Below are 22,314 nucleotides of genomic sequence, written 5' to 3'. Positions count from 1 at the left end.
CCCTCGCGACAAGGCGGTCACGGGGGTGTTCATGAATAGGAAAATAATAAAACCGGATGACAACCCATGTTGCTTCTACGCCGTCACTGCGCGCAGAGGTCGGGGCGCGTCCTCACGACTTTCATGAGAGCAACCATGTCCATAAAACAAGAACAACTCAGTACGCAGGTCGGCTTCAAGCAGGAAATGCAAACACGCCATATCGTCATGCTGGCATTGGGTGGCGTGATTGGCACCGGGCTTTTCCTCACGTCCGGCTACACCGTGAATCAAGCCGGCCCGTTGGGTGCGGTAATCGCTTACATCATCGGCGCCTTGATGGTGTACATGGTGATGATGTGTCTCGGTGAACTGGCGGTGCAGATGCCGGAAACCGGTTCATTCAGCACCTACGCCACGCGCTTTCTCGGCCCGGGCACCGGTTATACCGTAGCCTGGTTGTACTGGCTGACCTGGACCGTGGCCATCGGTTCTGAATTCACCGCCGCCGGTATCCTGATGGCGCGCTGGTTTCCAGACACACCGGTGTGGATCTGGAGCGCGCTGTTCGCCTGCGTGGTGTTCCTGAGCAACGTGGTCTCGGTGCGCTTGTTCGCCGAAACCGAGTTCTGGTTGTCCCTGGTCAAGGTCGCGACCGTGGTGGCGTTCCTGCTGATCGGCGGCGGCGCGATTCTCGGCCTGCTGCACATCGATCAGGCCCACAGCATCGGCTTGAGCAACTTCACCCGCGAAGGGCTTTTCCCCACCGGTTTCATGCCGATTGCCATGACGCTGCTGGCGGTTTCGTTTGCTTTCTCCGGCACGGAGTTGATCGGTATCGCCGCCGGTGAAACCAAGGATCCCCAGCGCAATGTGCCCCGCGCCATCCGCACCACCGTGCTGCGCCTGGCGATCTTCTTCGTCGGGACCATCTTCGTCCTGTCGACCTTGTTGCCTCGCGAACAGGCCGGCATCGTCGAGAGCCCCTTCGTCACCGTGTTCACCTACATCGGCATTCCGTACTCCGCCGACATCATGAACTTCGTGATCATCAGCGCCTTGCTGTCGGCCGCCAACTCCGGCTTGTACGCCGCCTCACGGATGCTCTGGACCCTGAGCGACCAAGGGCACCTGCCCAAGCAGTTCTCGGCACTGACCCGCATGGGCACGCCTCTCAACGCGATCATCGTCAGCATGGCCGGCGGCGCCGCCTCGTTGCTCAGCAGTGTCTTTGCCGCCGACACCATCTACCTGGCGCTGGTGTCGATCTCCGGGTTGGCCGTGGTGGTGGTGTGGATGAGCATCGCCGCCAGCCAGATCGCTTTCCGTCGTCACTACGTTGCCAATGGCGGTGATGTGCGCCACCTCAAGTTCCGCGTCCGCGGCTATCCGTGGGTGCCGCTGGGGGCACTGGCCTCCTGCGGGTTGGCGTGTGTCGGGATTGCTTTCGATCCGGAACAGCGGGTGGCGTTGTACTTCGGCTTGCCATTCATCGTCTGGTGCTATTTCGTGTACTTCATTACCCGCAAAAGCCGCGAGCAACGCTTGCTGGTGAACCCGTTGGCACAGCCGTCCGATGCAATCTAGACGGTGCCGGGGGGAGGGCGTCAATGAGGCAGGATCATGAAGCAGAAACCGTTACCCCCGTTGAACTGGCTGCGGGCATTCGAAGTGTCGGCCCGCTGCCTGAACTTCACCCACGCCGCCGAAGAGCTGTGCTTGACCCAAGGCGCGGTGAGCCAGCAGATCCGTCAGCTGGAAAGCCACCTGGGGGTGGCGCTGTTCAAACGCCTGCCCCGTGGCTTGGGGCTGACCGAGGAAGGTCAGTCCTACCTGCCGGTGGTGCAGGATGCGATCACACGCCTGGCGGTGGGGACCAACGAGATTTTCGGCCAGCACAAGCGCCGGCCGATCAAGGTCCGCGGCAGCCTGGCGTTCTTCGTGCACTGGCTGGCGCCGAAACTGGTGGACTTCCGCCAGGCCCATCCCCAGGTCGACATCCGCTACATCAGCAACATCTGGGTCAAGGAACTGGATGGCGAGGACGACCTGGAAATTCGCTGGGGCCATGGTCAGTGGTCGGGCCTGGTGTCGCAGCGGCTGACCTGGGACACCTTGTTCCCCGTCTGCTCTCCAGCGCTGATGGCGCGTTCGCCGCTGCAGGAACCGGCGGACGTGGCGAAGCATCCGCTGTTGCATGTGCTGGGGTACGAAGAAGGCTGGGGGTACTGGCTGAACATGGTCGGTGCCGACCACGTCGATTCGTCGACGGGCATGCAGTTCGACACGCTGGTCTGCACCTTGCGCATGGCCGAACTGGGGCAGGGGATCGCCCTGGCCCGGTCGTCGATGGTCGCTGACCTGCTTGAGGAGGGACGCCTGGTCGAACCCTTCACCCAGCGCATCGAAGCCAGCGAGTCGTTCTACCTGGTACGCGGTTCCGGGACCGAACAGCACCCCGACGCCGTCATGTTCGCCACCTGGCTGGTCGAGCAGGCACATCGTTTCAAATGAATGGCCGGAGCCAACCATGCGCTATGTAAGTACCCGAAACTCGGTCGTGCAGGTCGATTTCGAAAAGGTCGTGTTATCGGGCGTGGCCCCGGACGGCGGGCTGTTCGTGCCGCTGGAGTTGCCGCTGTTCGAACCCCAGGAGATTGCCAACTGGTCGACCTTGTCCTATGACGAGCTGGCTTATCGAGTGATGAGCCCGTTCGTGGGCGAGACGATTCCCGAGGCAGACCTCAAGCGCATGCTCAAGGAGGCTGGCAGCCAATTCAGCCATCGCTCCCTGGCGCCTCTGCATCAGGTGGATCGCAACGAATGGGTCCTGGAACTGTTCCATGGCCCGACCCGCTCCTCGAAGGATTTTGCCGCCCAGCTCCAGGCTCGGCTGGTGCAATATTTCCTGCGCAAACGCGATCGCCGCGCCGTGGTGATCGGCGCCACCAATGGCGATACCGGGCTGGCGGCCATCGAAGCTTTCAAGCATTGCGAGGAAACCGTGGTGGTCGTGGTCTACCCGGAAGCGGGCGTACCCCAGGACCAACTCCGGCACCTCCAGGCGGTGGCGCATCCCCGGGTCCACCAGTTCGCCGTCAATGGCAGCTTCGACGAGTGCCAGACCCTGGTCAGCCGGTTGTTCCGGCAGTGGCCGTGCACCGGGCACGAAGCGATCAGTTTCAACTCCAGCAACTGGGTGGGGGTGCTGGCGCAGTTGGTGTTCTATTTCCACGCCGTACTGCAACTGGGCGGCGGCCAGCGGCCCATCGGTTTCAGTGTGCCGGCGGCGAGTTTTGCCGAGGTCTATGCCGGTTACATTGCGCAGAAGATGGGCTTGCCGATCACCCAGATGATCGTGGCGACCAACCAGAACGATGCGCTGCACCAATTATTCTTGAAGAACCACTACTCCCGGTTGCGCGCCAACAAGACCTTGTCGCCGGCCATGGACCTGTCGATCTTTTCCAACCTGGAGCGATTTCTCTGGGAGCTCTACGGGCATGACGACCAGGCTGTGAGTGCGCTGATGGAACACTTCGAAAGCAGCGGCGAGATGACCATCTCCAATGAGTTCTGGCTGCAGGCGCGGATGATCATCGATTCCTACGCCGTCAGTGATGAACAGACCCTGGAAGAAATCATCTCGCTGTACCGCGACACCGGCTACGCCATCGACCCCCACACCGCCACCGGCGTGCTTGCGGCCAGGTTGTACCGGCGAAGCCTGGTGGCGCCGATGGTGACCCTGGGGGAAATCTCACCGGCCAAATCGGCGGCGTTGCTTGGCGAGCTGGGGATCAGCGTTTCGCCACTGCATCACCCGCTCGCGGAACACGGCCCGGTGCAGATCCGTCGGATCCAGCCGGACGACCTCGACACCCTCCATCAACTGCTCGGCACGCTGTAAGGAGGCCCCGTGAAGCGAATTCTCGACCCGCTCGACGAACGCATCATCGCCGAACTGCGCCTCAACGCCCGGGCCGCCCATGCCGAGCTGGCGGCGAAGGTCAACCTGTCGCGCAATGCCGTGCGCCAACGCATCGAACGCCTCGAACGCGACGGTGCGATCCAGGGTTATACGGTGCGAACGGGGGAGGGACTTTCGGCTGCGTCGAACATCAATGCGGTGATTTTCGTCTACCGCTACGACCGCATGCGCGGCGCGGAAGTGCTGCAGGCCCTGCAAGCCATGCCGGAAGTGCTTCAGTGCGACGTGATGAGTGGCGAATTCGACCTGATGCTGCGGGTCGGCGCGGCGAGCCCGGAGCGGGTGCACAGGGTCTGGAAGGACATCTCGGCGTTGCCGGGGGTGGAGAACACCGTCACCTCATTCGTGCTGTCGTCAGTGATCTGAAGCTCGACACACAACCCCTGTGGGAGCGAGCCTGCTCGCGATAGCGGTAGACCAGCCGACTTCGATGTTGACTGACCTGACGCTATCGCGAGCAGGCTCGCTCCCACAGGGTTATGTGTCTGTTGATCGTTCCCACGCTCCCTGTCGCGCAATGCCGTGCGCCAGCGCATCGAACGCCTCGAACGCGACGGGGCGATCCAGGGTTATACGGCGCGGAAGTGTTGCAGGCGCTGCAAGCCATGCCGGAAGTGCTTCAGTGCGATGTGATGAGTGGCGAATTCGATCTGATGCTGCGGGGCGGCGCGGCGAGCCCGGAGCGGGTGCACAGGGTCTGGAAGAACATCTCGGCGTTGCCGGGGGTGGAGAACACTGTCACCTCATTCGTGCTGTCGTCAGTGATCTGAAGCCCGACACACAACCCCTGTGGGAGCGAGCCTGCTCGCGATAGCGGTAGACCAGCCGACTTCGATGTTGACTGACCTGACGCTATCGCGAGCAGGCTCGCTCCCACAGGGTTATGTGTCTGTTGATCGTTCCCACGCTCCCGCGTGGGAATGCCGCCAGGGACGCTCCGCGTTCCGCGCCTGATCGACCCAGACAAACCCCTGGTCAAAACGCCCATGAAATAGAGCAAATTGGCATATTTCACTGCCCGGCCCACCCCCCTAACCTAGATCCAACAACCTCATCACCCGGATCAAGGGACACAACAAAAATGACTGAATACAAACTGGCGCTGGTCGGCTTCGGCGGTGTGAATCGGGCATTGGCGCAATTGATCGCCGAGCGTAACGACCGCTGGAAAACCGAACTGGGTTTCACCCTGAAGATCGTCGGCGTGACCGACCTGTTTCTTGGCTCGGTCATGGGTCGTGAAGGCCTGGACGCTGCGCTGCTGGCCAAGCTGCCCACCACCAAGGGCGCCTTCGCGCAATGGCCGGGAGGCAACGCCGAAGCGCTCAACGAAGCGGTGATCAAGGAGAGCGGCGCGGACATCATCGCCGAAGCCACCTTCACCAACCCGGTGGACGGCGAGCCCGCTACTTCGTTCTGCCGCTGGGCACTGGAAGGCGGCAAGCACGTCGTCACCACCAACAAGGGACCGATTGCCCTGCATGGCGCCGAGCTGAAAGCACTGGCCCGCCGCAACAACGTCGCCTTTGAATACGAAGGCTCGGTGATGAGCGGCACGCCGGTCATCCGCGTCGCCAAGCAGTCGCTGGCCGGCAGTGCGATGACGGGTTTCGAGGGCATTCTCAACGGCACCTCCAACTTCGTCCTCACCTGCATGGAAAACGGACTGGGGTTTGCCGACGCGGTTGGCAAGGCGCAAGCATTGGGCTATGCCGAAGCCGATCCGACCGCGGATGTCGAAGGGCACGACGTGCGCCTCAAAGTGGTGATCCTGGCGAACGAACTGCTCGACGCCAAGCTGAAGGTCAGCGATGTCAGCTGCAAAGGGATTTCCTCCCTCGACCTCGACGACATTGAAAAAGCCCGCCAGGACGGCGCCCGCTGGAAACTCATCGGCGCCGCCAGCCGACACGCCAACGGCTCGATCAGCGCCAGCGTCGAACCGCGCCTGTTGAGCAACGATCATCCGCTCGCCGGCGTGAGCGGCGCCACCAACGCCGTGTCGTTCACCTCCGAACTGCTCGGCGCCGTGACGGTGTCCGGGCCTGGGGCCGGGCGCACGGAAACAGCGTTTGCGCTGCTCTCGGACATCATCGCCATCCACCAGTCTGCCGCGCGCAACCAGGAGTAACCCATGAACGTATCTCGACTGGCCCTGGCCGTGACGCAAGCGCACATCGACGTCCTCAACCCCTTTGATGGCAGCCTCGTCGGCAGCGTCGCGGATGTCTGCGCCTCCCAGGTTCCGCAGTTGCTGGCGACCGGCCGCAGCGGCGCGCACGCCTGCGCCGCGCTACCCCGTCATCGCCGCGCCAGCATCCTCGAACAGGCGGCATCGAACATCCAGCGCGACGCCCAGGCGTTTGCCCGGCTGATCGTCGACGAGGCCGGCAAGACCCTCAAGCAGGCCGAAAAGGAAGTCAAACGCTGCGTCAACACCCTCAAGTTGTCCGCCGAAGAAGCCCGGCGCAACGCCGGAGAAGTGGTGCCGTTCGATGCCTATGACGGCGCCGAATCGCGCCAGGGCTGGTTCTCCCGCGAGCCTCTGGGCCTGATCGTTGCCATCACCCCCTACAACGACCCGCTGAACCTGGTGGCCCACAAACTCGGCCCGGCCATTGCCGGCGGCAACGCGGTGATTCTCAAACCGTCCGAACTGACGCCGTTGTCGGCCCTCAAATTGGTCTCGTATCTGGTTTCGGCGGGTTTGCCTGAGTCGGTGGTCACCGTCGCCACCGGCCGTGCCGAACTCGGCAAGGCCCTGGTCGCCGCCCGCGAGGTGCGCATGATTTCCTTCACCGGCGGCTTCGTCACCGGCGAACAAATCGCCCGCACCGCCGGCCTGAAGAAACTCGCCATGGACCTGGGCGGCAACGCACCGGTCATCGTCATGGGCGATTGCGACCTCGACACGGCCGTCGAAAGTTGCCTGTCCGGCGCCTTCTGGGCCGCCGGCCAGAACTGCATCGGCACCCAACGCCTGCTGATCCAGGCGCCGGTCTACGCAGCCTTCCGGGAACGTTTCGTCAGCCAGGCCCAAGCGCTGGTGGTGGGCAATCCCTTGCTGGCCGACACCGACATCGGCCCGATGATCACCCCACAAGCCGCGCAGAATGCCGAGCAAATAGTGAACGAAGCCCTGCAAGACGGCGCCACCTTACTCTGCGGCCACCGCCGCCAAGGCGCCTGCTACGCCGCCACCGTCCTGGAAAATGTCGACCACGCCAGCCGCCTCTGGCGCAACGAAGTCTTCGCCCCGGTGGTGGTGTTGCAGCCCTTCGACACTTTCGACGAAGCCATCGCCCTGGCCAACGAGCCCGACTACAGCCTCCACGCCGGCATCTTCACCAGCGACCTCGCCACCGCCATGAGCGCCGCACGCCGAATCGAAGCCGGAGGCGTGATGATCAATGACTCCTCCGATTTTCGTTTTGATGCGATGCCGTTCGGCGGCTCCAAGTACGGCAGCCTGGGGCGGGAAGGGGTGCGGTTTGCCTATGAGGAAATGACCCAGCCGAAAGTGGTGTGCCTGAATACGTTGGGTTGAACGATCCGGGCAACAAGTATCGGCAAGCGTTGTTCGCCTGGCATTGCGCCCAGGCTGACATCGCCCCCGCGCCGCAGGTGGGCCCGTCAGGCCTCAACCACCCTGGGTCGATGTTTCGAACGAAGATCATCGAGGTAGTCGGCCTCCAGTCCTTCCAGGGCGGCGCAACGGTCGATCAGATCGCGGCGACGCACCTTGCCGGTAATTTGCGCCATGACCATCAAGCCTTTGAGCACGCCGGCTTCTTTGGCAAACAGTTCGACTCGTTCTATGGTTGCCTCGGGTACACCCGTCATCGACAGGTACCGGGCAAAGCAATGGCGGGAGCCGGCCAGGAGCGTGAACACGTCATGCAGCGCGCGGAACTTGGTCGTATTGGAGGCCAGGGGATTGTCGAGCAACTGTTCCAGGTGGCCATAGAACCAGGGTTGTGCCTTGAAGTTATCCAGGAATGCTTGATGGCGCTGTCGGAATGACGCGTCGACGTCGTGTTGCTGAGTCGGCGTCCATTCCAGGCAAAACATTCGCCGACTGCCCTCATTCTGGAAGAACTGATCAAGCACCTCCTGGGGGTATCGGTACTCGCACAGCACGCTGGCGGGGTTGTCATCGACGATGTCCCAGGTGCCATCGGCATTGGCCTGGCGCAGCACGACAACGTGCTGAGCATGTGAGCTGCGGTATTCGGGGCAGTGGGCAAAGTAATACACATCCCCCGACAGGAAGGCGCAGCCATAAGCCTGGATCTGCTGATGGATGACGGGCAGCAGGTCATCCAGGCATTCGGCCTTGCGCTCATGAAAACGTATGCCCAGCAGTGCCAGGTCGTCGGCGGCGAAATAGGGACTTTGCAGCGCGTACTTGGCTTTGTTCTCCACCACCATTTGCTGGAAGAGGTCGTCCACCGCAGGCAGCGCGTTATAAAAAAGCCAGTCCACTTCAATGCCCAGGCGCTTCATGAACACAACGGCATGACGCTGGAAGCAGTTGAGGAAACGCCGGTCGTACAGATGTACATCGTAGGGGAACTGTTGTTCTTCCATGACGGGCAATCCTTGGCCTAGGCAGTCAGGTAGTGGTTCAGGAGAAGCCCGGCGACGGACGCCGGGCTGCCCAGGAACTGGGGGGCCAGATGGTCGGTTTCGAACTCGATTTGAAAGGCGTCTTCCAGGCGCGTCACCAGGAGCATCAGCTTCATCGAGTCAACACCTGCTTCGAGAAAAGACAACTCAGGGTTGACCTGGACGCTCTGGGGCGCCACTTCCTTCATCAATTGATAGATCTGCGCGAGTACGGTGTTTCGATCGGTTTCAAGGTCTGTGGAACTCATCGGGTGCCTCCGTCAATCAATCATGAACGCGCCAGCGGAACGGGCTGCGAGGCTCGACGCAACTGAGCCAGCCCCAGCAATCCAATGGCGGTAACCAGGCCGGTGCCGATCATCAGCCCAGGGCCGGACCCCGGGCCGAAGACCGATGCAGAGGTTGCAAAGGTCAATAACAAAGGGCCGGTGGCCTGCATCGAATACGCACAGAAAGTACTGCGACTGCCGACCAACGCCGCCTGGGCATCGTTATTCGCGCAGCGCATCAATTGGCTGCGAACGGCGATTCGCAGGTGGTTGGTGACGAATCCGACCAGAAACGCCCCGACCAGCGAAAGCAGCACGTGGGGCGCCAGGACCATCAGCGCGTCGACCACGATCAGACAGGTCGCGAACATCACCAGGCGATGTTTGCCCAATGGCATCAGCGCGGCCAGGAAAGCCCCGATGCCCGCGACGCCGGAAGCAATGCCGAAACTGGTGGGGCTCCAATGGTTAACTTGCTGATAGACGACGGGCATCATGCTGTTGAATGCGCCGATATGCAGGGCTATCAGCCCAAGGCAGGCCATCCAGCCGTAAGGCATTTCGAAGGTATCGTCAGAGGTTTTCCTGGCCTGCGTGGGTGCAGGACCTGGAGTCTCGATCGCGACGCTGCGTTTCATCCTGCCAGCCAGCAAGACCGGGCTGAGGGCCGCTCCCGTCAGTGCCACGGCGATCAGAAAGACCGAGTCATCGAGCAGGCCCAACAGTGCTCCGCCTGCCAACGAGCCCGTGAAGCCACCGACCTGGATGGCGGTTTGCATATAGCGCGCGGCATCGTCCGCCGGTAGCCAGCCGGCGACGACCCGGCGGGTATTCTCGATTTCCAGGGAGCTGGCTGTGAGGAAGTCGACCGTTCCCACCATCAATGCGATCAGCAGGAATACACCGAGAGCCGCGGCCAGTCCAAACCAGGCAAAGAGTGCCGCAATGACAAAGGCGGCGACACGCAACGCGACCAGCCAGGCGGCGCCGATGTTGGCCGCTCGCCCTCGACTCACCAGGTCCAGCGCGAACGGTACCGCCACCGAGAGACACAGGACGACACCCAGGGGCACGCTCGAACCGGACAGTTTCAGCGACATCCAGATCACACCGGTCAATACGGCCTGGTCACAAGCCGTGGACAGCGCAACGACACCGTAGAACAGCAAGTTTCGCGACGACATGATGGAACTCCGGTGGGGCCAATCGCATGACCGGTGAGTGACGAAAGCATGGACCGTCGAACGATGTCCTCGAAAAAAAATCGCACGTCCTCGCCTTCATGATCGGCTGACAAGGCGCTACGAAGACGCCTGAAAATACCCAGGCCCCGACATGCTCCGCAACTTGCGTTAGCAAAACTAAAGGCCACTGCAAAAACCTAACGCAACGCCACGAGGGCGGTTGCCGGTAGTAGGCTCTGACCACCGATGCCATCGGACGCAGGAGCGAGCAGCGTGAGAAGTGAAGGACTGCAAACACTGATTTCAAAGTTGAAAGAGAACCGGCGAAATACGGTTGTGTTTCATGGGCGTACTGAAATGGAGCGTGTCCGGTTCTCTGACTTGTACCAGGCTGTTTCGCTTGTTTCGCGGCAGCTCGGTGAGTTTGGACTGAAGGCGGGCATGCAGGTCGCAGTGATCGCCGAAAATGGCAAGGCGGCTTTTCTACTGGATCTCGCCTTGTTGGATATCGGCTGTATCGCCCTGCAGGTTCCCGAGAAAACCGCCGGGAGCGCCCTGGTCGACATCGGCCAGCAGAACATTGCCTTTCTGCTGGTCAGCGCCTTGTTCCTTGATGAGGTGGACACCGGTTCGTGGGAACCCATTGGAACACTCCAGGGCTTGAGGCTGTTCCGCAACCCGGCCTGTTCGAATGCATTCGCTCCGGTTGCAGGTCCCATTATTTTTTCGTCCGGGACGAGCGGCAAACAGAAGAAGATTCGTGTCAATAACGCGACCGTCCTGCTGAATGCCCGGCAGTTTTTTTCAGCCATCGATTCACGACAGGACGACAATTTCCTGATCTTCCTGCCCCTCTCCAATTATCAGCAGAAGTTGTTGATCTACGGGTGCATCGATACCGGCATCGACATCGTTCTCAGTGACATGCAGAACGTCATGCAGGCCCTGAAGCAAACGTCCCCCAGCCTGTTTCTGGCCCCTCCGCTTTTCTATGACTCGATGTGGCGCCTGGCGGATGGACGCGGCGAGAAGCTGCGCGAGTTGTTCGGTACTGGCATGCGGCAGATGTGGAGTGGCATGGCTGCACTGCCGTCGGCCATCCTGGAGGGGTATCGCGCTGGTGGGCTACCGCTGCTCGAAGCCTATGGCATGACGGAGTACGGCCCTATCGCAGTCAACACTCTCCAGCATAACCGGCCCGGCTCGGTGGGACGGGCATTGGTTCCAGGCAGCGTGACGCTGGAAAGTGACGGGGAAATTCTACTCAGGTCGAGTCAACGGTTGACCTGCGGTTATGTAGACCAGCCTGTTGACGTCGAGCAAGCGGTGTATCGAGACGAGGTTGCGATCGCCACGGGCGATGTCGGTCGCATCGACGATGAGGGTTATATTTTTATCGAAGGTCGCAAGAACGACACGATCATTACCTCGGGTGGCCAGAAGGTTCATCCCACTGCCGTCGAACAATCATTCAACAGCCTGCCTTGCGTGCAGTATGCCGTAGCGCTGGGTGCCAGCCGACCCCACCTGGGGATGTTGCTGGTGGTCGAACAGATCGATTCGGGCTCCCGGCAACTGATTGAAAAAACCATCAGTGATTACAACGCCGGCGCGAGTGTACCGATACGCAACTATTTCCTGTCCACCGAACCGTTCACCGCCGAGAACGGTTTGCTGACCCGGAACCTGAAGCTGCAGCGCAAGAACATATCGTCCCGATACGAAACTTGCGTATTCAACTGAGTCGTCACGCAAAACATTGATCTTCCACACTGAGAAGGCAAGGAGATTTACCTTGGACGCGTTAAAAGAAGACTTCGGACTTAGCGATGAGGAAATTGCTTTTTTCTTCAAGAATGGATATGTAAAGCCGTTCAAGGTCTATGAGCCGGAAGAGATGGAGCGGCAATGGCGAACAGTGCGTCTGCAGACACTCGATCGCAGCAATGCCGTTTATTCCGACAATACAATCTCCAACGCAGGCAATAATAATCTCGCCAACTATGACCGGCATCTGGATATCCCTTTTCTCGGTCAACATGTCTGTAACCCCAGGATCGTACATAAAGTGCGCAGCCTCATGGGCAAAGACTTGCTGTGCTGGCGCACCGAGTTCTTCTCGAAGTACCCGGGAGATGCCGGGACCGACTGGCACCAGGCGAACACCTTCGCCGGGGTGGCGGGGCGTCCTCATATCGTCTGGCCTGATGACTCGGGGCGGCGCGGGACGCTGACCGCCTGGACCGCTTTCACCGACACGATGAAAGACACGGCCTGCATGGCGATCGTCCCCGGCACCCACAACATGATGCATTACGACGAAGAAAAGCGTCTGATATTCAACCCCGAGAAAAACAATGACCTCGTCAAGGATGGCGTCCGCCGTGGATTGTGGGGCTACGACTACCGCGACCTGCAGGTCGATCCGGATTGGAAGCCTGACGAGTCGAAAGCGGTCTACTTCGAGATGAAAGCCGGCGAATGCGTGATTTTCTGGTCGACGGTACTGCACTCCTCGCTGCCGCACCTGGGGCTGACCAACAAGATGCGCCTGGGGTACTCCGCTCGCTACGTACCGCCGGAAGTCCTTATCCACCCCGATACCGACATGCTTCACGAGTTCGGTGGAGAGGTCAGCCTCGAAAATTATGGCGCTGTCGTGGTGTCGGGCGAGAACCGCTATACCCATAACCGTATTCGCGAAAAAAACATGCTGGGCGAGCCGTTCATCCCTGCCTGATCACTGTCGGGCCGGATCGATTCCGGCCCTGTTCTGTATAAGGACGAATGCGGATGCGCATAATGATTGACGCTTGTTCCTACGCCTTGGGTGAAGTAGAACGTCCTTATCACGATGTGCCTGACTTCAAGAATATGCTTGATCGCTTTGGTTATCCGGATGAACCCTCGGTATTTGGCTGGGGAAGTTACTTCAAGACCGACGGCGACATATTCGACCTGGGCATCAGGTCTGCTCGCCAGACCCTGGCCCAGAGCCGCGTATCTTCGGATGATGTCGATTTCGTCATGTTTTGCTCGACCTGTTTTCCCGGAAACGAGATCGAGTACATCAATTACAACGTTCGACTGTATGAACGTCTGGAACTGAAGAAAGCATTTCCCATCGGCATCACGCTGAACAACTGCATCAGTTTCATGAGTGCGATCGTGATGGCTGAGAGCATGGTGCGCAGCGGGATCTACAACAACATCCTGATCATCACCGCCGACAAGGTCTACGACGAGTCCATACGCTTCAACAACTTCGCCTTGCTCAGCGACTCGGCGGCCAGTTGCCTGGTGACCCGTTGCGAGGGGCCGGGCCTGGAAATAGTGTCTGCGCGTTTCGGTGTCAGCCAGGATCCGATCACGTCCAATCACGGGAAAGACGAGCCTGAACTTTACGGGCGAATCCTGAATGACGTACTGGAGTCTTGCGCGGTAACCCTGGCCGATGTCAGCAAAGTGTTTTGCAACAACATCTTCCGCCCCGTGACGCAGCTCAAGGAAACCCGTCTCGGGTTTTCGCGCCGGCAGCTGTATCTGGATAACGTGGCGCGCTGCGGGCACTGCTTCTCGGCAGATACGTTAATCAACTATGTCGACTATGTCCGACAGAACACGCCGGCCGAGGACCAGAAATTCCTGTTCTCGATCGATGCCCCCAACCTGCGCGCCAACCTGCTTGCTCAATACAAACATCAACCGTGACCCATCCAATATCGCTCTCTGGAGGAACGCCCATGAACATGCCAACCCAGGAACTGCACACTCCGACCGACACCAGCGCGTTGTCGACGGTCCACACCATTTGGGCCGAGGTGCTCAAGCATCCGGCACAAACCGATCAGGCTGACTTTTTCGACGCCGGGGGCAACTCGATGCTGTTGATCGCGATACTGAATCTGATCCATGAGCGGCTCGATCGCGAGATCAACCCGGCCGCGCTGGTCAACGGCATCACTCCAGCCAGGCTCGCTGAACTGGCCGCGTGAGAATGTCCAGGCCGACGCAGAGACCCACAGGAAGGACTTTTTATGATCGAGTTCATTGATTCTCGCGGTGTGCCTGTGCGAGTGCAGGACGCCGCCGAAGCAGACGAATTGGAGACTGCCCTGACGGGCATTCTTGGAATGGAGTTCGATCCACTCCCACTCCTGCAGCGGCGCGAAGTGCGTTGCCCGATTTCTCGGTTGATCGAAAGTGTCGTCAGGTTATCGAGCATGGAAGACCGGCAGATCCAGCAGGCCACGCTGCTGCTGGGCAGTCTCGACCCTGAACGGTTGAACCCCCGTGAGCGAGGGCATCTGGCGGCCTGCAATCACTGGGTCAACCAGGACTATGATCAGGCCCATGCTTGCTGGCGCGAACTGCTGGTCCAGCATCCGCGCGACATCGTGGCCTTGTTCAGCGTGCATATGCTGGAGTTCAACATGGGGTGGACCGAGCGGATGCGCGAAACCGTGGTCGCGATAAGGCCCTTCTGGGGACCCGCGCATCCGCTGTATGGGTACGTGCGGGGCATCGAAGCCTTTGCCCTGGTGGAAAACGGCGACTATGACGCCGCGAGTATCGCGGCCGAGTGCGCGCTGGCGATCAACCCGCGGGACATCTATGCGATCCATGCTGCCTGTCACGTCGGCTACGAACGTGGGCAGTACGCCCAAACGCTGAAGTGGCTGGACGACACCGAGCGTAATTGGGCCGACAACCTCTGCATGCGCATTCATCTGTGGTGGCATCACGCGCTGTTCAATCTCTACATGCAGCGCCCCGATGCGGTCCTGCAGACTTTTCATCAGAAAATCAGGATCAAGAACGACCCAGACGGATATGAGGATCTGGACGCAGTCAGTCTGTTGTGGCGCTTGTCGCTGACGGGGGTGGATGTTTCCGAACTGTGGCAGGAAGTGGCGCAATACTGGATGCCGTCCATCGATCAATCACAGTACTGGTTCAACGATGTGCATTCGATCATGGCGATGGCCAGCTCCAATCACCAGGTGCTGGTGCAGCGCATCTTGCGACGTATCGACGCCACGTATGCCAAGGTCCCGATGATTGCCAACGTGACTCGCACCGTTTGCCGGGGGCTGATTGCCTTCCAGCAAGAGGACTACGACAGTGCCCTGGAATTGTTGAGCAAGATATTGCCGGCGGTGCGGGCCATTGGCGGCAGCAATGCGCAACGTGATCTGCTGGAACTGACCACGATCGAGGCGGCCATACGGGCCCGGCAATTCGATCGTGCAAGACAGCTCATCCAACAGGGACGCAGCCTGCGTCACCCTTCACCCTTTCGTACGTTCTTTGTCGACCGTTTACAGGATGAGGAGCCGATCCACCTGCGAGCTTGACCGGACAGGTCGGTGCGTTGCGCTCAAGAGCGCAATGCACTGTCCTCACCGGCCGCGCGGGGTGATTCCGTCGAGCAGGCGTTGCATGTTCCCCGAAAGTACCAGGCGCGCATCGTGAGTGCCAATACCCTGATCCGGGTCGACGATGAATGCGCGCAGTCGTTTATTGATCGCTTCATGATTATTGATGGGCCAGTCCGTGCCAAAGATGATCTTGTGATTGATCTCGCTCTGGAACAGCGTGGTCAGCATGGGTGAGTTGCCGCGGGCATCTATTGCGTGCTGGGCGCCACTCAGGTCCAGGTAGACGTTGGGGCGGTACTTGCAGAGCTGGATACATTGGGCCTGATCGTTGACCGCCCCGTGGGCGAGGATGAACGGGATATTCCGGTAGCGACGCGCCGGTTCGTCCACCCACATCGCTTGGGCGGGAGCGAAGGAGAGCGCCGGGGAGGTCGGCCCGATGTGCAGCAATACCGGCAGGCGATAAGCGTCACAGTATTCGTAGAAGGGCGTCAGCGCCGGGTCATCGGCCTGGTATCCGCAAGGTGGATAGAGCTTCAGCCCGCTGAAACCGTACTCCTCGATGCCACGGATGAACAGGTCGAGCCCGTCCTGCCCCCAGCGTGGATCCACGCCGGCAAAGATGTCGAAACGTCCGGCATGGCGCTGGAGAATCGCTCGGTGTTCCTGGAACATCTCATCGATACTCAGTTCGACGTCCGGCAACGCGAAGGAGAAGTCCGGAAGCAGCAGGACGGAGCGACTGATTCCCGCCCTGTCCATCGCGGCAACCTGGGCGTCCCCCTGGTGGTCGCTTAATTCGCGCTGGAACTGATCGATGATTCTCGACCGGGAAACCGGGAATCCGCTGGCCCGCAGCTTCACTTCGATATTATCGGCCACCCCCTCCAGAAAACTCAGCGGGGTGAAACGTGTGGAGGCGACGTGGCTATGGCCGTCGATGAGCGTCGGTTCGTCGATATCCCCGGGCACATCACTCATCGCCCACCTGCTGCTTGCGCAGGAAGCGTGCGTAACGCTCCATCATCTGCCTGACGACGCCTTCGCTTTCGCGGTCAACGCCGAAAACGTAACGGGGGAAATCCAGGTCCTTCTGTACGTCCCAGATCTGATCATGCTGGTCCGGAGAAAAGAGCTGTGCCGGATCGCCCACGGCGATCCAGCCGATCGGCACCGTCGTGCCTGCCTCCAGCACGGTCTTGATATGGACCACCCCATTGATGCGGACCTCCGAGCCTTTGCCGAGGCGGGCGCCGTTGAAAACGGACGCACCGGTTGCGACAAACACCTCGTCATCGATGCGGCAACCGGTCAGATGGCAGTGCGGTCCCACCATCACGTGATTGCCGATGTGGCAGTCGTCATGGGCGGTGCTGCGGATCACTGCATTTTCCATAACGATGCAGTTTTCCCCGATCGACAGCTCACCGCCTTCTGCGACGAGGACCGCACCGTGCCCTATGACCGTTCCGGCACCGATGGACACATTGCCTTCCAGGACAGCACTCGATGCAATCCGCGCCGTGGGAGCAATTTTCTGGTTGAGTTCGGTTTTGTCAGGCATGTGCTCGATTCCTTTCAGTTACTGTTTTTCTCCAGAGACGAAGAATACGCCGATCCCCGCCCAACCGCCCGGGCTCTCGATGCTTTGCGTGATCACGGCCATCTCGCGTCGGGCCAGTTCGAGTTCGTCTTCTGGAATCACTTCCATCTTGTAGCCAAAGACCAGGTCGCAGAAGGCGCTCGCGCCGATCAACGAGGTGGAGACCAGCAACATGCTGCAGCGGATATCGCCGTAGCCGGCTTCTTCCAGGTAACTCGCCAGCTTGCTGCCGACGTGACGATCGCCTCCGCGAGCGGCTTGAGCCCTGGCCACGCGAGCGAGAAATGACTGCAGCTCGGGCGGCTGGGGTGACGCGCCGAACCAACGGTCGTCAATGTCGCAGATACACAGTCGCCCGCCGATGGCCAGGCTGCGGTGGATATTGCGCAAGGCGCTCAACGGGTCCGACAAGTGCTGGAAGACCATCCGCGCATAGCTGAAATCGAACTGCCCGGGGTCGGTCAGGCTGTCGTCATAAAGGTTGCATTGGCGTACCTGCGCTTCGTCAATCCCGGCGCTGGACAATTGCTTGCGCGTTTCGCTGATACTGGTTTCGTTGCAATCCAGTGCCGTCAGGCGGCTTGGCTGGGCACGAAGCGCGATCTGGGTGGTGATGATGCCGGGACCGCAGCCGACATCCAGAACCCGTTGTCCCTGGGTCAGGCCGGCTTGCCTCAAGTGATCGAACTCCAGGTCCAGCGCAATACCTGCCTGGGATTTCAGGCGGCGCAGGGAGTCTTCGTTGTCACGAAAGGTTCCCAACTGATACGACTCGTCAACGATCAAAACCATGAGCATTCCCTTCCATTTTTTTCTGTAGCCACACTATGTCGACCAGATTGTTTTCCAGCCTTGCGATTCGAGGAATCCGTACACATTCGGCGAAGCCCTGAGACTTGCACCCGCGGGCGCTGGCGTGATTCGGCCCCAGGATAATGGCGACCAACGATTCGAAACCTGCCTCCCGGGCCGAGACCTCCAGGGCCTGCAACAATCGAATACCGACCCCGCGTGCGCGCATGTCTCGCCGCACATACACGGCGACTTCCGCCATGGTTTCGTCGTCGGGCCGGGCGGAAAATGGCTTCAGGGCACCCCACGCGACCGTATCGCCATCACTCGATAGATAGACAAGCACGGCAAAGCGCCGATCTTTTCCAAAATAGGTCAGCCTGAACTTTTCAATCGAGTCGTGGGGGACATCGCAGTTGGCGAATACCTTGTCGGCAATGGCCTGATTGTAGGTTTCCACCATGGAGGGCAAATCATCGGGAGTGGCCGGCCGAATCATCTAGTAACTTCCTGTAAAACACGTTCAGCATCGAATTTCCGCGTGCGCCTACTGCGCCGCCCAACAGGAAGGGGCTGTCGGAAAACCATGAGGCATGGTGTTGCATATGGCTGTCCACCACGCTGATCAGCGTGTGAACGCCTTGCTCTATTCCCTTTGAAGCGCATGCCGTGGAAAGCACATCGAACACAGTGGAACTGGCGTCTTCGTCTTCACTGTGCAGGACCAGCTTCATGCTGCCGTCGTAGCCGGCGCGTTCGTGAAACCGAAAGTACACGGCCCAGCCCGACGGCACCCCGTCCCAGCGCGTACAGAGATAGGCACCGCCCGGCCGGCGGGAATTGAATATCTCCGCGACACAGTCATCCGGCGTGGAGAAACGGTGGGCGAGGACCCGTTGCCAGGTATCGCTCCCCATGGAATCAGTCAAACATCTCAATATGGCATCGGGGGCCATGGGGTGCGCGTGGTAAGCATCCGATCCAGTACTTTTCACGATGACGAGCCCCCTCACTCACCCTGTCTTGATGTCACTTGAGTCTACGCCCAAGCATGACGCGCAAACGGCGCGTTAGATTTTTTAAAGCGACGGCAGTAACGCTTAACGAGCCTTGACGTCGTTACGGATCGCTCAACAGGGCGCGGGTTGAAGGGACTTGCTGGCGGTATCGATGATGCGTCTTCCCACCAGATCCTTGACCACTGAGTGGTTCATCCAGCCATGCCAGTAAAGGGGTTCCCTGTAGCAGTTTTGCGGCATCAGATCGACCAACTGCCCCTCTTCGAGCAACGGCGCGGCGACATCCGCAGGCATCAGCGTATAGCCAAGCCCCGCCAGGACCGCATCCTGGACCATGGGCAATGAAGGCAAGTAATGACAAGGGAAGCGCTCGATCGAAACACCAAGCAGTTCGCGGAGGAAGGCCGTATGGCGCGTGTCATTGCGCCCGCGGGTGATCGCCGGCGCATCGAGCAGCGAATGCGTGCCCATGCCCCGGGCCAGATAGCGGTGCATATAGTCAGGTGTACTGACGCATTTGTATTCCATGGCCCCCAGCGGATGGACTTCAAATCCATCGAGGGGCTCGGCAACCACCGAAACGCAACCCTGGACATCCCCGCGTTTGAGGATGTTCAGGCTGGAGCAGCGGTCATCGGAAATGATTTCCACACAGACCTGTTCGGCGCGCATCAACTCGATCAGTAAAGGGGCGAACCAGGTGTTGAGCGAGTCGGGATGTACACCAATGGCAATCTTTGAATTGGTATTGCCCTTGCGCGAAAGCAGCCTCAGGACATCATGTTCCAGCGAGCGCAATGCCGAGACATGCTGCAGTAGGGCCTGGCCGGCTGACGTGGGGTGGATCGGTCTTTCGCGAATGACCAGGATGGTTGAAAGCGAGTTTTCCAGCGACTTTATTCGTTGCGAAATGGCACCGCTGGTGATGTTGAGCGCCGAGGCTGCGCGTTCAAAACTCTTATGCTCAATGACACAGGCAAACGCTTCCAACTGTTGGCGATCCAGCATGTCAACCTCCCTGTAAGCCACTGCGTTATCAGGCTAATAACGCAAGGTTATGAACATCCGTGTGCTCGTGGCTGAGTCGCCACCCCACATACATTTTCATTGGCAGCAATCCGAAAGTTCGGATCGTTTGAATAAGGAAGACTGTCATGGGGAACGCTGCCCCAGTTGTTCGAATCACAAGCCCGCCCAAGGGAGTGGAGCGTCGCGTTCGAATTTCCTGTTCGAGACGAATCGCACGGCTTGCACCTGACTTGAAGTCATAATATTTCGAACGGCTATATTCTTATGCGGACACAAAATAGCCCCATTACGCACCTTGAGACAAGCCCTGGATCCAATCCGTTTGCCGGATGGAGTCATGGCTTTTTAGTGCTATCTGGTCTCGTCAGAAGGCACCGTCGTGCCTGAACCCGAAGGCCAGATAATCGCTTGAGCGACGATGGTTCGCTCGCCATTGAACGTGACGGCCGGACCGCCGTGCAGCGCATAACCCATTTTCAGGGCATCGCTGACCCGATGGCAAAATGCAGCATCGTCGGGGCCTGTCAGCACCCTGTAAATGGGAAGCCCGTCGGGCGGTAGGCTCATGCTTCTTCTCCTTCTGTACACTGGCAGCGACATGCTCGCCGTCTGTTCGACGCCGCCGTGGAATGGCGTCCTGCACACCGTGAGTCAGTCTACTCGCCGTGGATCGGGGCCAACAACGGTCATGCTGCGTTGATGTCCCTGACAAACCCCTCAACCGACACTGCCTCGCAGCGTTGTCTGCAATGACGCCAGAGTCCGCCGGCTTGTGCGCCTTGGGTTGGGTCGGTAGTTTGAGGCCTGTCACTGCTCATCAGTGATACCAGAGAACACCCAAGGAGCGCCCCACATGCTGCAAATGGATTGGCTCAGTCACCACATGGACAAATGCGACCTGATGGCCGAATGGCTTTATCAGGAGTTCAGCTACGAATTCACACAACAATCTCTCGCCAGTTGGCAGCACGAATTCTCGGCCGGACAACAAGATGGACGCTGGAAATGCCTGATCGCCACGGAACAAGGCCAACTACTGGGCGGCGCCTCATTGGCCGATAACGACCTACCCGACCGACCAGAACTGGGGCCATGGTTGGCATGCGTCTACATCGCACCAGAAGCCCGACGCAGAGGGCTCGCCGCACAGTTGATCGAAGGCATTTGTACTCACGCGAGAGAGGCTGGATTTTCCACCTTGTACCTGCACACCCACAGCCAGAGTCATTACTACGCCAAGCTGGGCTGGGAAGAGTTGGAGCGCTTCGAGGCGTGGGGGAAAGAGCAATGCCTGATGGCTCGGGGTTTATAAGCAGTAGCCCAACAAAGGCAGAACCTGACGATGGATGACACGCTACGTCTCTGCAACATGATCACCTGGCCCACCCCCAATCCCCTGTGTGCGAGCCTGCTCGCGATAGCTGTGTATCAGCAACCTTCCGGCCCGCTGTTTATCGTGACTCCACGAGACTAGCCACGACCGACATCGCCTTGCGCCATTGCCTACAACTACGCCAGAATCCGCCGGCTTGTGCGTCTTGGGCCGCGTCGGTAGTTTGAGTCCTGTCACTGCTCATCAGTGATCGGGTTTAGTCGCCCAGGGTGAAACAGGTTGTGCAAGGCGTCATCCAGTCAGGATTCCTATCCTGCACTCGATGGTGGCTGTGCGCAGGGCGTCCTCGGACGCGCCGGTTTCTTGTTTCCCCGGTCGACTAACCTGCGTACAGCTGCCTCCCATCGTTTAGTCGCGAGCGGGTGATGGCTCCAACTACAGGAAGCAAGACAATGGCAAAAGTTACTCCGAATCCTCCAACCACAGACGATACCGTCTCCCGCGCCCAATCGGCCCGAAACAAAAAACTCGACGACGCTGCTGCGCGAGCGTTGGACTTCTATCTGAAGCCCACACCCGAAAAAGAAACGTCCGACAACGCTCACCCGCTGTTTCTTATCGCGCCTGATGTTGATTCTGAGTGTTTGCTTGCGAACCTCAGTGAGAACCTGGCTTCGGCGAACGCCATGATCAGCGATTTGGCGTTTGACCTGGATGGGTCAAGGCGGCATGTGGCGTTGGGGATTTTGCAGGTGATTGAGTTGAGTGAGCTGTTGGCGAATCGGGCTTTGGATATTGTTGAGGTGAGGTAGCGGGGGAGTTGCCTATCCCTGTCTGAGAAAAGGTCTTGCCTGGCAAGACCTTTTCTGTCCCCGCGAACTCGCGGCAATGAACTGTCAGGTTTGGGAGCGCCGAGGGTCCGTTGTTCCGTTTTAGCTGTGACATTTCATTTAATCGCTGATGTCGATCATGATCACGGCAGAGCCCTAGACCAGTAGCTATGCTGGCTGACTTATTTAATCGCTATTGTCGGTACCGCTTATCGCAGTGTGAGCCGAAAGAAGCTGATTGCTTCGAGAAAGCCGTGCGCCTTGCTTTCATCTTG

General features: G+C 59.5%; 23 protein-coding genes and 1 pseudogene. 14 read left to right on the top strand and 10 right to left on the bottom strand.

What is annotated here, in order from left to right:
* Positions 1–135 precede the first annotated feature (135 nt).
* From QZH45_RS26705 to QZH45_RS26675, 7 genes and pseudogenes are all read left to right on the top strand, one after another.
* Entirely contained in the window at positions 136–1,566 is a 1,431-nt protein-coding gene (locus QZH45_RS26705) for an amino acid permease (protein WP_055135471.1), read from the top strand.
* A gap of 36 nt (positions 1,567–1,602) precedes the next feature.
* Positions 1,603–2,493: a LysR substrate-binding domain-containing protein gene (locus QZH45_RS26700; protein ID WP_024780783.1), complete on the top strand. Its 891-nt coding sequence runs from the start codon at positions 1,603–1,605 to the stop codon at positions 2,491–2,493.
* Positions 2,494–2,509: 16 nt separating this feature from the next.
* The gene (gene thrC, locus QZH45_RS26695; RefSeq protein ID WP_055135470.1) at positions 2,510–3,889 is read left to right on the top strand and encodes a threonine synthase; all 1,380 of its coding nucleotides are present in this window, start codon (positions 2,510–2,512) and stop codon (positions 3,887–3,889) included.
* Positions 3,890–3,898: 9 nt separating this feature from the next.
* Positions 3,899–4,336 carry an Lrp/AsnC family transcriptional regulator gene (locus QZH45_RS26690; protein WP_053191382.1) on the top strand — a complete coding sequence of 146 codons (438 nt, stop codon included), beginning with the start codon at positions 3,899–3,901 and terminating at the stop codon, positions 4,334–4,336.
* 138 nt (positions 4,337–4,474) lie between these two features.
* Positions 4,475–4,740 (top strand): annotated as a pseudogene (locus tag QZH45_RS26685) (Lrp/AsnC family transcriptional regulator); the annotation flags it as partial.
* A 311-nt stretch (positions 4,741–5,051) separates the two neighbouring features.
* On the top strand, positions 5,052–6,101 hold the full coding sequence (locus QZH45_RS26680; protein WP_055135438.1) for a homoserine dehydrogenase: 1,050 nt from the start codon (positions 5,052–5,054) through the stop codon (positions 6,099–6,101).
* A gap of 3 nt (positions 6,102–6,104) precedes the next feature.
* The gene (locus tag QZH45_RS26675; RefSeq protein ID WP_024780073.1) at positions 6,105–7,517 is read left to right on the top strand and encodes an aldehyde dehydrogenase family protein; all 1,413 of its coding nucleotides are present in this window, start codon (positions 6,105–6,107) and stop codon (positions 7,515–7,517) included.
* A gap of 86 nt (positions 7,518–7,603) precedes the next feature.
* Here the strand turns inward: QZH45_RS26675 and QZH45_RS26670 are convergent, their stop codons facing one another.
* Genes QZH45_RS26670 through QZH45_RS26660 form a run of 3 tightly spaced genes read right to left on the bottom strand, consistent with a single transcriptional unit; the run spans position 7,604 to position 10,052 of the window.
* On the bottom strand, positions 7,604–8,560 hold the full coding sequence (locus tag QZH45_RS26670) for a hypothetical protein (RefSeq protein WP_055135439.1): 957 nt from the start codon (positions 8,558–8,560) through the stop codon (positions 7,604–7,606).
* Between the two features lie 17 nt (positions 8,561–8,577).
* A complete protein-coding gene (locus QZH45_RS26665) occupies positions 8,578–8,847 on the bottom strand; it encodes an acyl carrier protein (protein ID WP_024780075.1) in 270 nt (89 codons plus the stop codon).
* A 20-nt stretch (positions 8,848–8,867) separates the two neighbouring features.
* Entirely contained in the window at positions 8,868–10,052 is a 1,185-nt protein-coding gene (locus QZH45_RS26660; protein ID WP_024780076.1) for a hypothetical protein, read from the bottom strand.
* A 441-nt stretch (positions 10,053–10,493) separates the two neighbouring features.
* On the opposite strand from QZH45_RS26660, the gene QZH45_RS26655 reads away from it, so the two are divergent.
* Genes QZH45_RS26655 through QZH45_RS26635 form a run of 5 tightly spaced genes read left to right on the top strand, consistent with a single transcriptional unit; the run spans position 10,494 to position 15,409 of the window.
* On the top strand, positions 10,494–11,795 hold the full coding sequence (locus QZH45_RS26655) for an AMP-binding protein (RefSeq protein WP_024780077.1): 1,302 nt from the start codon (positions 10,494–10,496) through the stop codon (positions 11,793–11,795).
* Between the two features lie 52 nt (positions 11,796–11,847).
* A complete protein-coding gene (locus tag QZH45_RS26650; RefSeq protein ID WP_055135440.1) occupies positions 11,848–12,792 on the top strand; it encodes a chlorinating enzyme in 945 nt (314 codons plus the stop codon).
* Between the two features lie 53 nt (positions 12,793–12,845).
* Complete coding sequence (locus QZH45_RS26645) at positions 12,846–13,763, top strand: hypothetical protein (RefSeq protein ID WP_055135441.1); 918 nt, start codon at positions 12,846–12,848, stop codon at positions 13,761–13,763.
* Between the two features lie 32 nt (positions 13,764–13,795).
* Positions 13,796–14,047, top strand: coding sequence for an acyl carrier protein (locus tag QZH45_RS26640; RefSeq protein WP_053191375.1), 252 nt, complete (start codon positions 13,796–13,798; stop codon positions 14,045–14,047).
* A 42-nt stretch (positions 14,048–14,089) separates the two neighbouring features.
* A complete protein-coding gene (locus tag QZH45_RS26635; protein WP_024780080.1) occupies positions 14,090–15,409 on the top strand; it encodes a tetratricopeptide repeat protein in 1,320 nt (439 codons plus the stop codon).
* A gap of 45 nt (positions 15,410–15,454) precedes the next feature.
* Here QZH45_RS26635 and QZH45_RS26630 read toward each other — a convergent pair whose 3' ends face one another.
* From QZH45_RS26630 to QZH45_RS26600, 7 genes are all read right to left on the bottom strand, one after another.
* On the bottom strand, positions 15,455–16,414 hold the full coding sequence (locus tag QZH45_RS26630; RefSeq protein WP_055135442.1) for an amidohydrolase family protein: 960 nt from the start codon (positions 16,412–16,414) through the stop codon (positions 15,455–15,457).
* Complete coding sequence (locus tag QZH45_RS26625; RefSeq protein ID WP_055135443.1) at positions 16,407–16,997, bottom strand: gamma carbonic anhydrase family protein; 591 nt, start codon at positions 16,995–16,997, stop codon at positions 16,407–16,409. The genes QZH45_RS26630 and QZH45_RS26625 overlap by 8 nt, the downstream gene beginning before the upstream one ends.
* Before the next feature lie 18 nt (positions 16,998–17,015).
* Positions 17,016–17,828 carry a class I SAM-dependent methyltransferase gene (locus QZH45_RS26620; protein ID WP_024780083.1) on the bottom strand — a complete coding sequence of 271 codons (813 nt, stop codon included), beginning with the start codon at positions 17,826–17,828 and terminating at the stop codon, positions 17,016–17,018.
* Entirely contained in the window at positions 17,812–18,327 is a 516-nt protein-coding gene (locus QZH45_RS26615; RefSeq protein ID WP_024780084.1) for a GNAT family N-acetyltransferase, read from the bottom strand. The genes QZH45_RS26620 and QZH45_RS26615 overlap by 17 nt, the downstream gene beginning before the upstream one ends.
* Complete coding sequence (locus QZH45_RS26610) at positions 18,302–18,757, bottom strand: hypothetical protein (protein ID WP_265075377.1); 456 nt, start codon at positions 18,755–18,757, stop codon at positions 18,302–18,304. The genes QZH45_RS26615 and QZH45_RS26610 overlap by 26 nt, the downstream gene beginning before the upstream one ends.
* Positions 18,758–18,958: 201 nt before the next feature.
* On the bottom strand, positions 18,959–19,855 hold the full coding sequence (gene argP, locus QZH45_RS26605) for an HTH-type transcriptional regulator ArgP (protein WP_024780086.1): 897 nt from the start codon (positions 19,853–19,855) through the stop codon (positions 18,959–18,961).
* Positions 19,856–20,227: 372 nt separating this feature from the next.
* On the bottom strand, positions 20,228–20,443 hold the full coding sequence (locus tag QZH45_RS26600; protein WP_024780087.1) for a DUF1737 domain-containing protein: 216 nt from the start codon (positions 20,441–20,443) through the stop codon (positions 20,228–20,230).
* Positions 20,444–20,729: 286 nt separating this feature from the next.
* On the opposite strand from QZH45_RS26600, the gene QZH45_RS26595 reads away from it, so the two are divergent.
* Both QZH45_RS26595 and QZH45_RS26590 read left to right on the top strand, forming a co-directional pair.
* Entirely contained in the window at positions 20,730–21,188 is a 459-nt protein-coding gene (locus QZH45_RS26595; protein WP_024780088.1) for a GNAT family N-acetyltransferase, read from the top strand.
* A gap of 473 nt (positions 21,189–21,661) precedes the next feature.
* Entirely contained in the window at positions 21,662–22,021 is a 360-nt protein-coding gene (locus tag QZH45_RS26590; RefSeq protein ID WP_053191369.1) for a DUF6124 family protein, read from the top strand.
* Positions 22,022–22,314: the final 293 nt, after the last annotated feature.

The sequence above is a fragment of the Pseudomonas corrugata genome, from assembly GCF_050920615.1.
Taxonomy (GTDB): Bacteria; Pseudomonadota; Gammaproteobacteria; order Pseudomonadales; family Pseudomonadaceae; genus Aquipseudomonas; species Aquipseudomonas corrugata.
The sequence above is the reverse complement of the archived record's forward strand: the minus strand, read 5'-3'. Positions and strand labels throughout refer to the sequence as shown.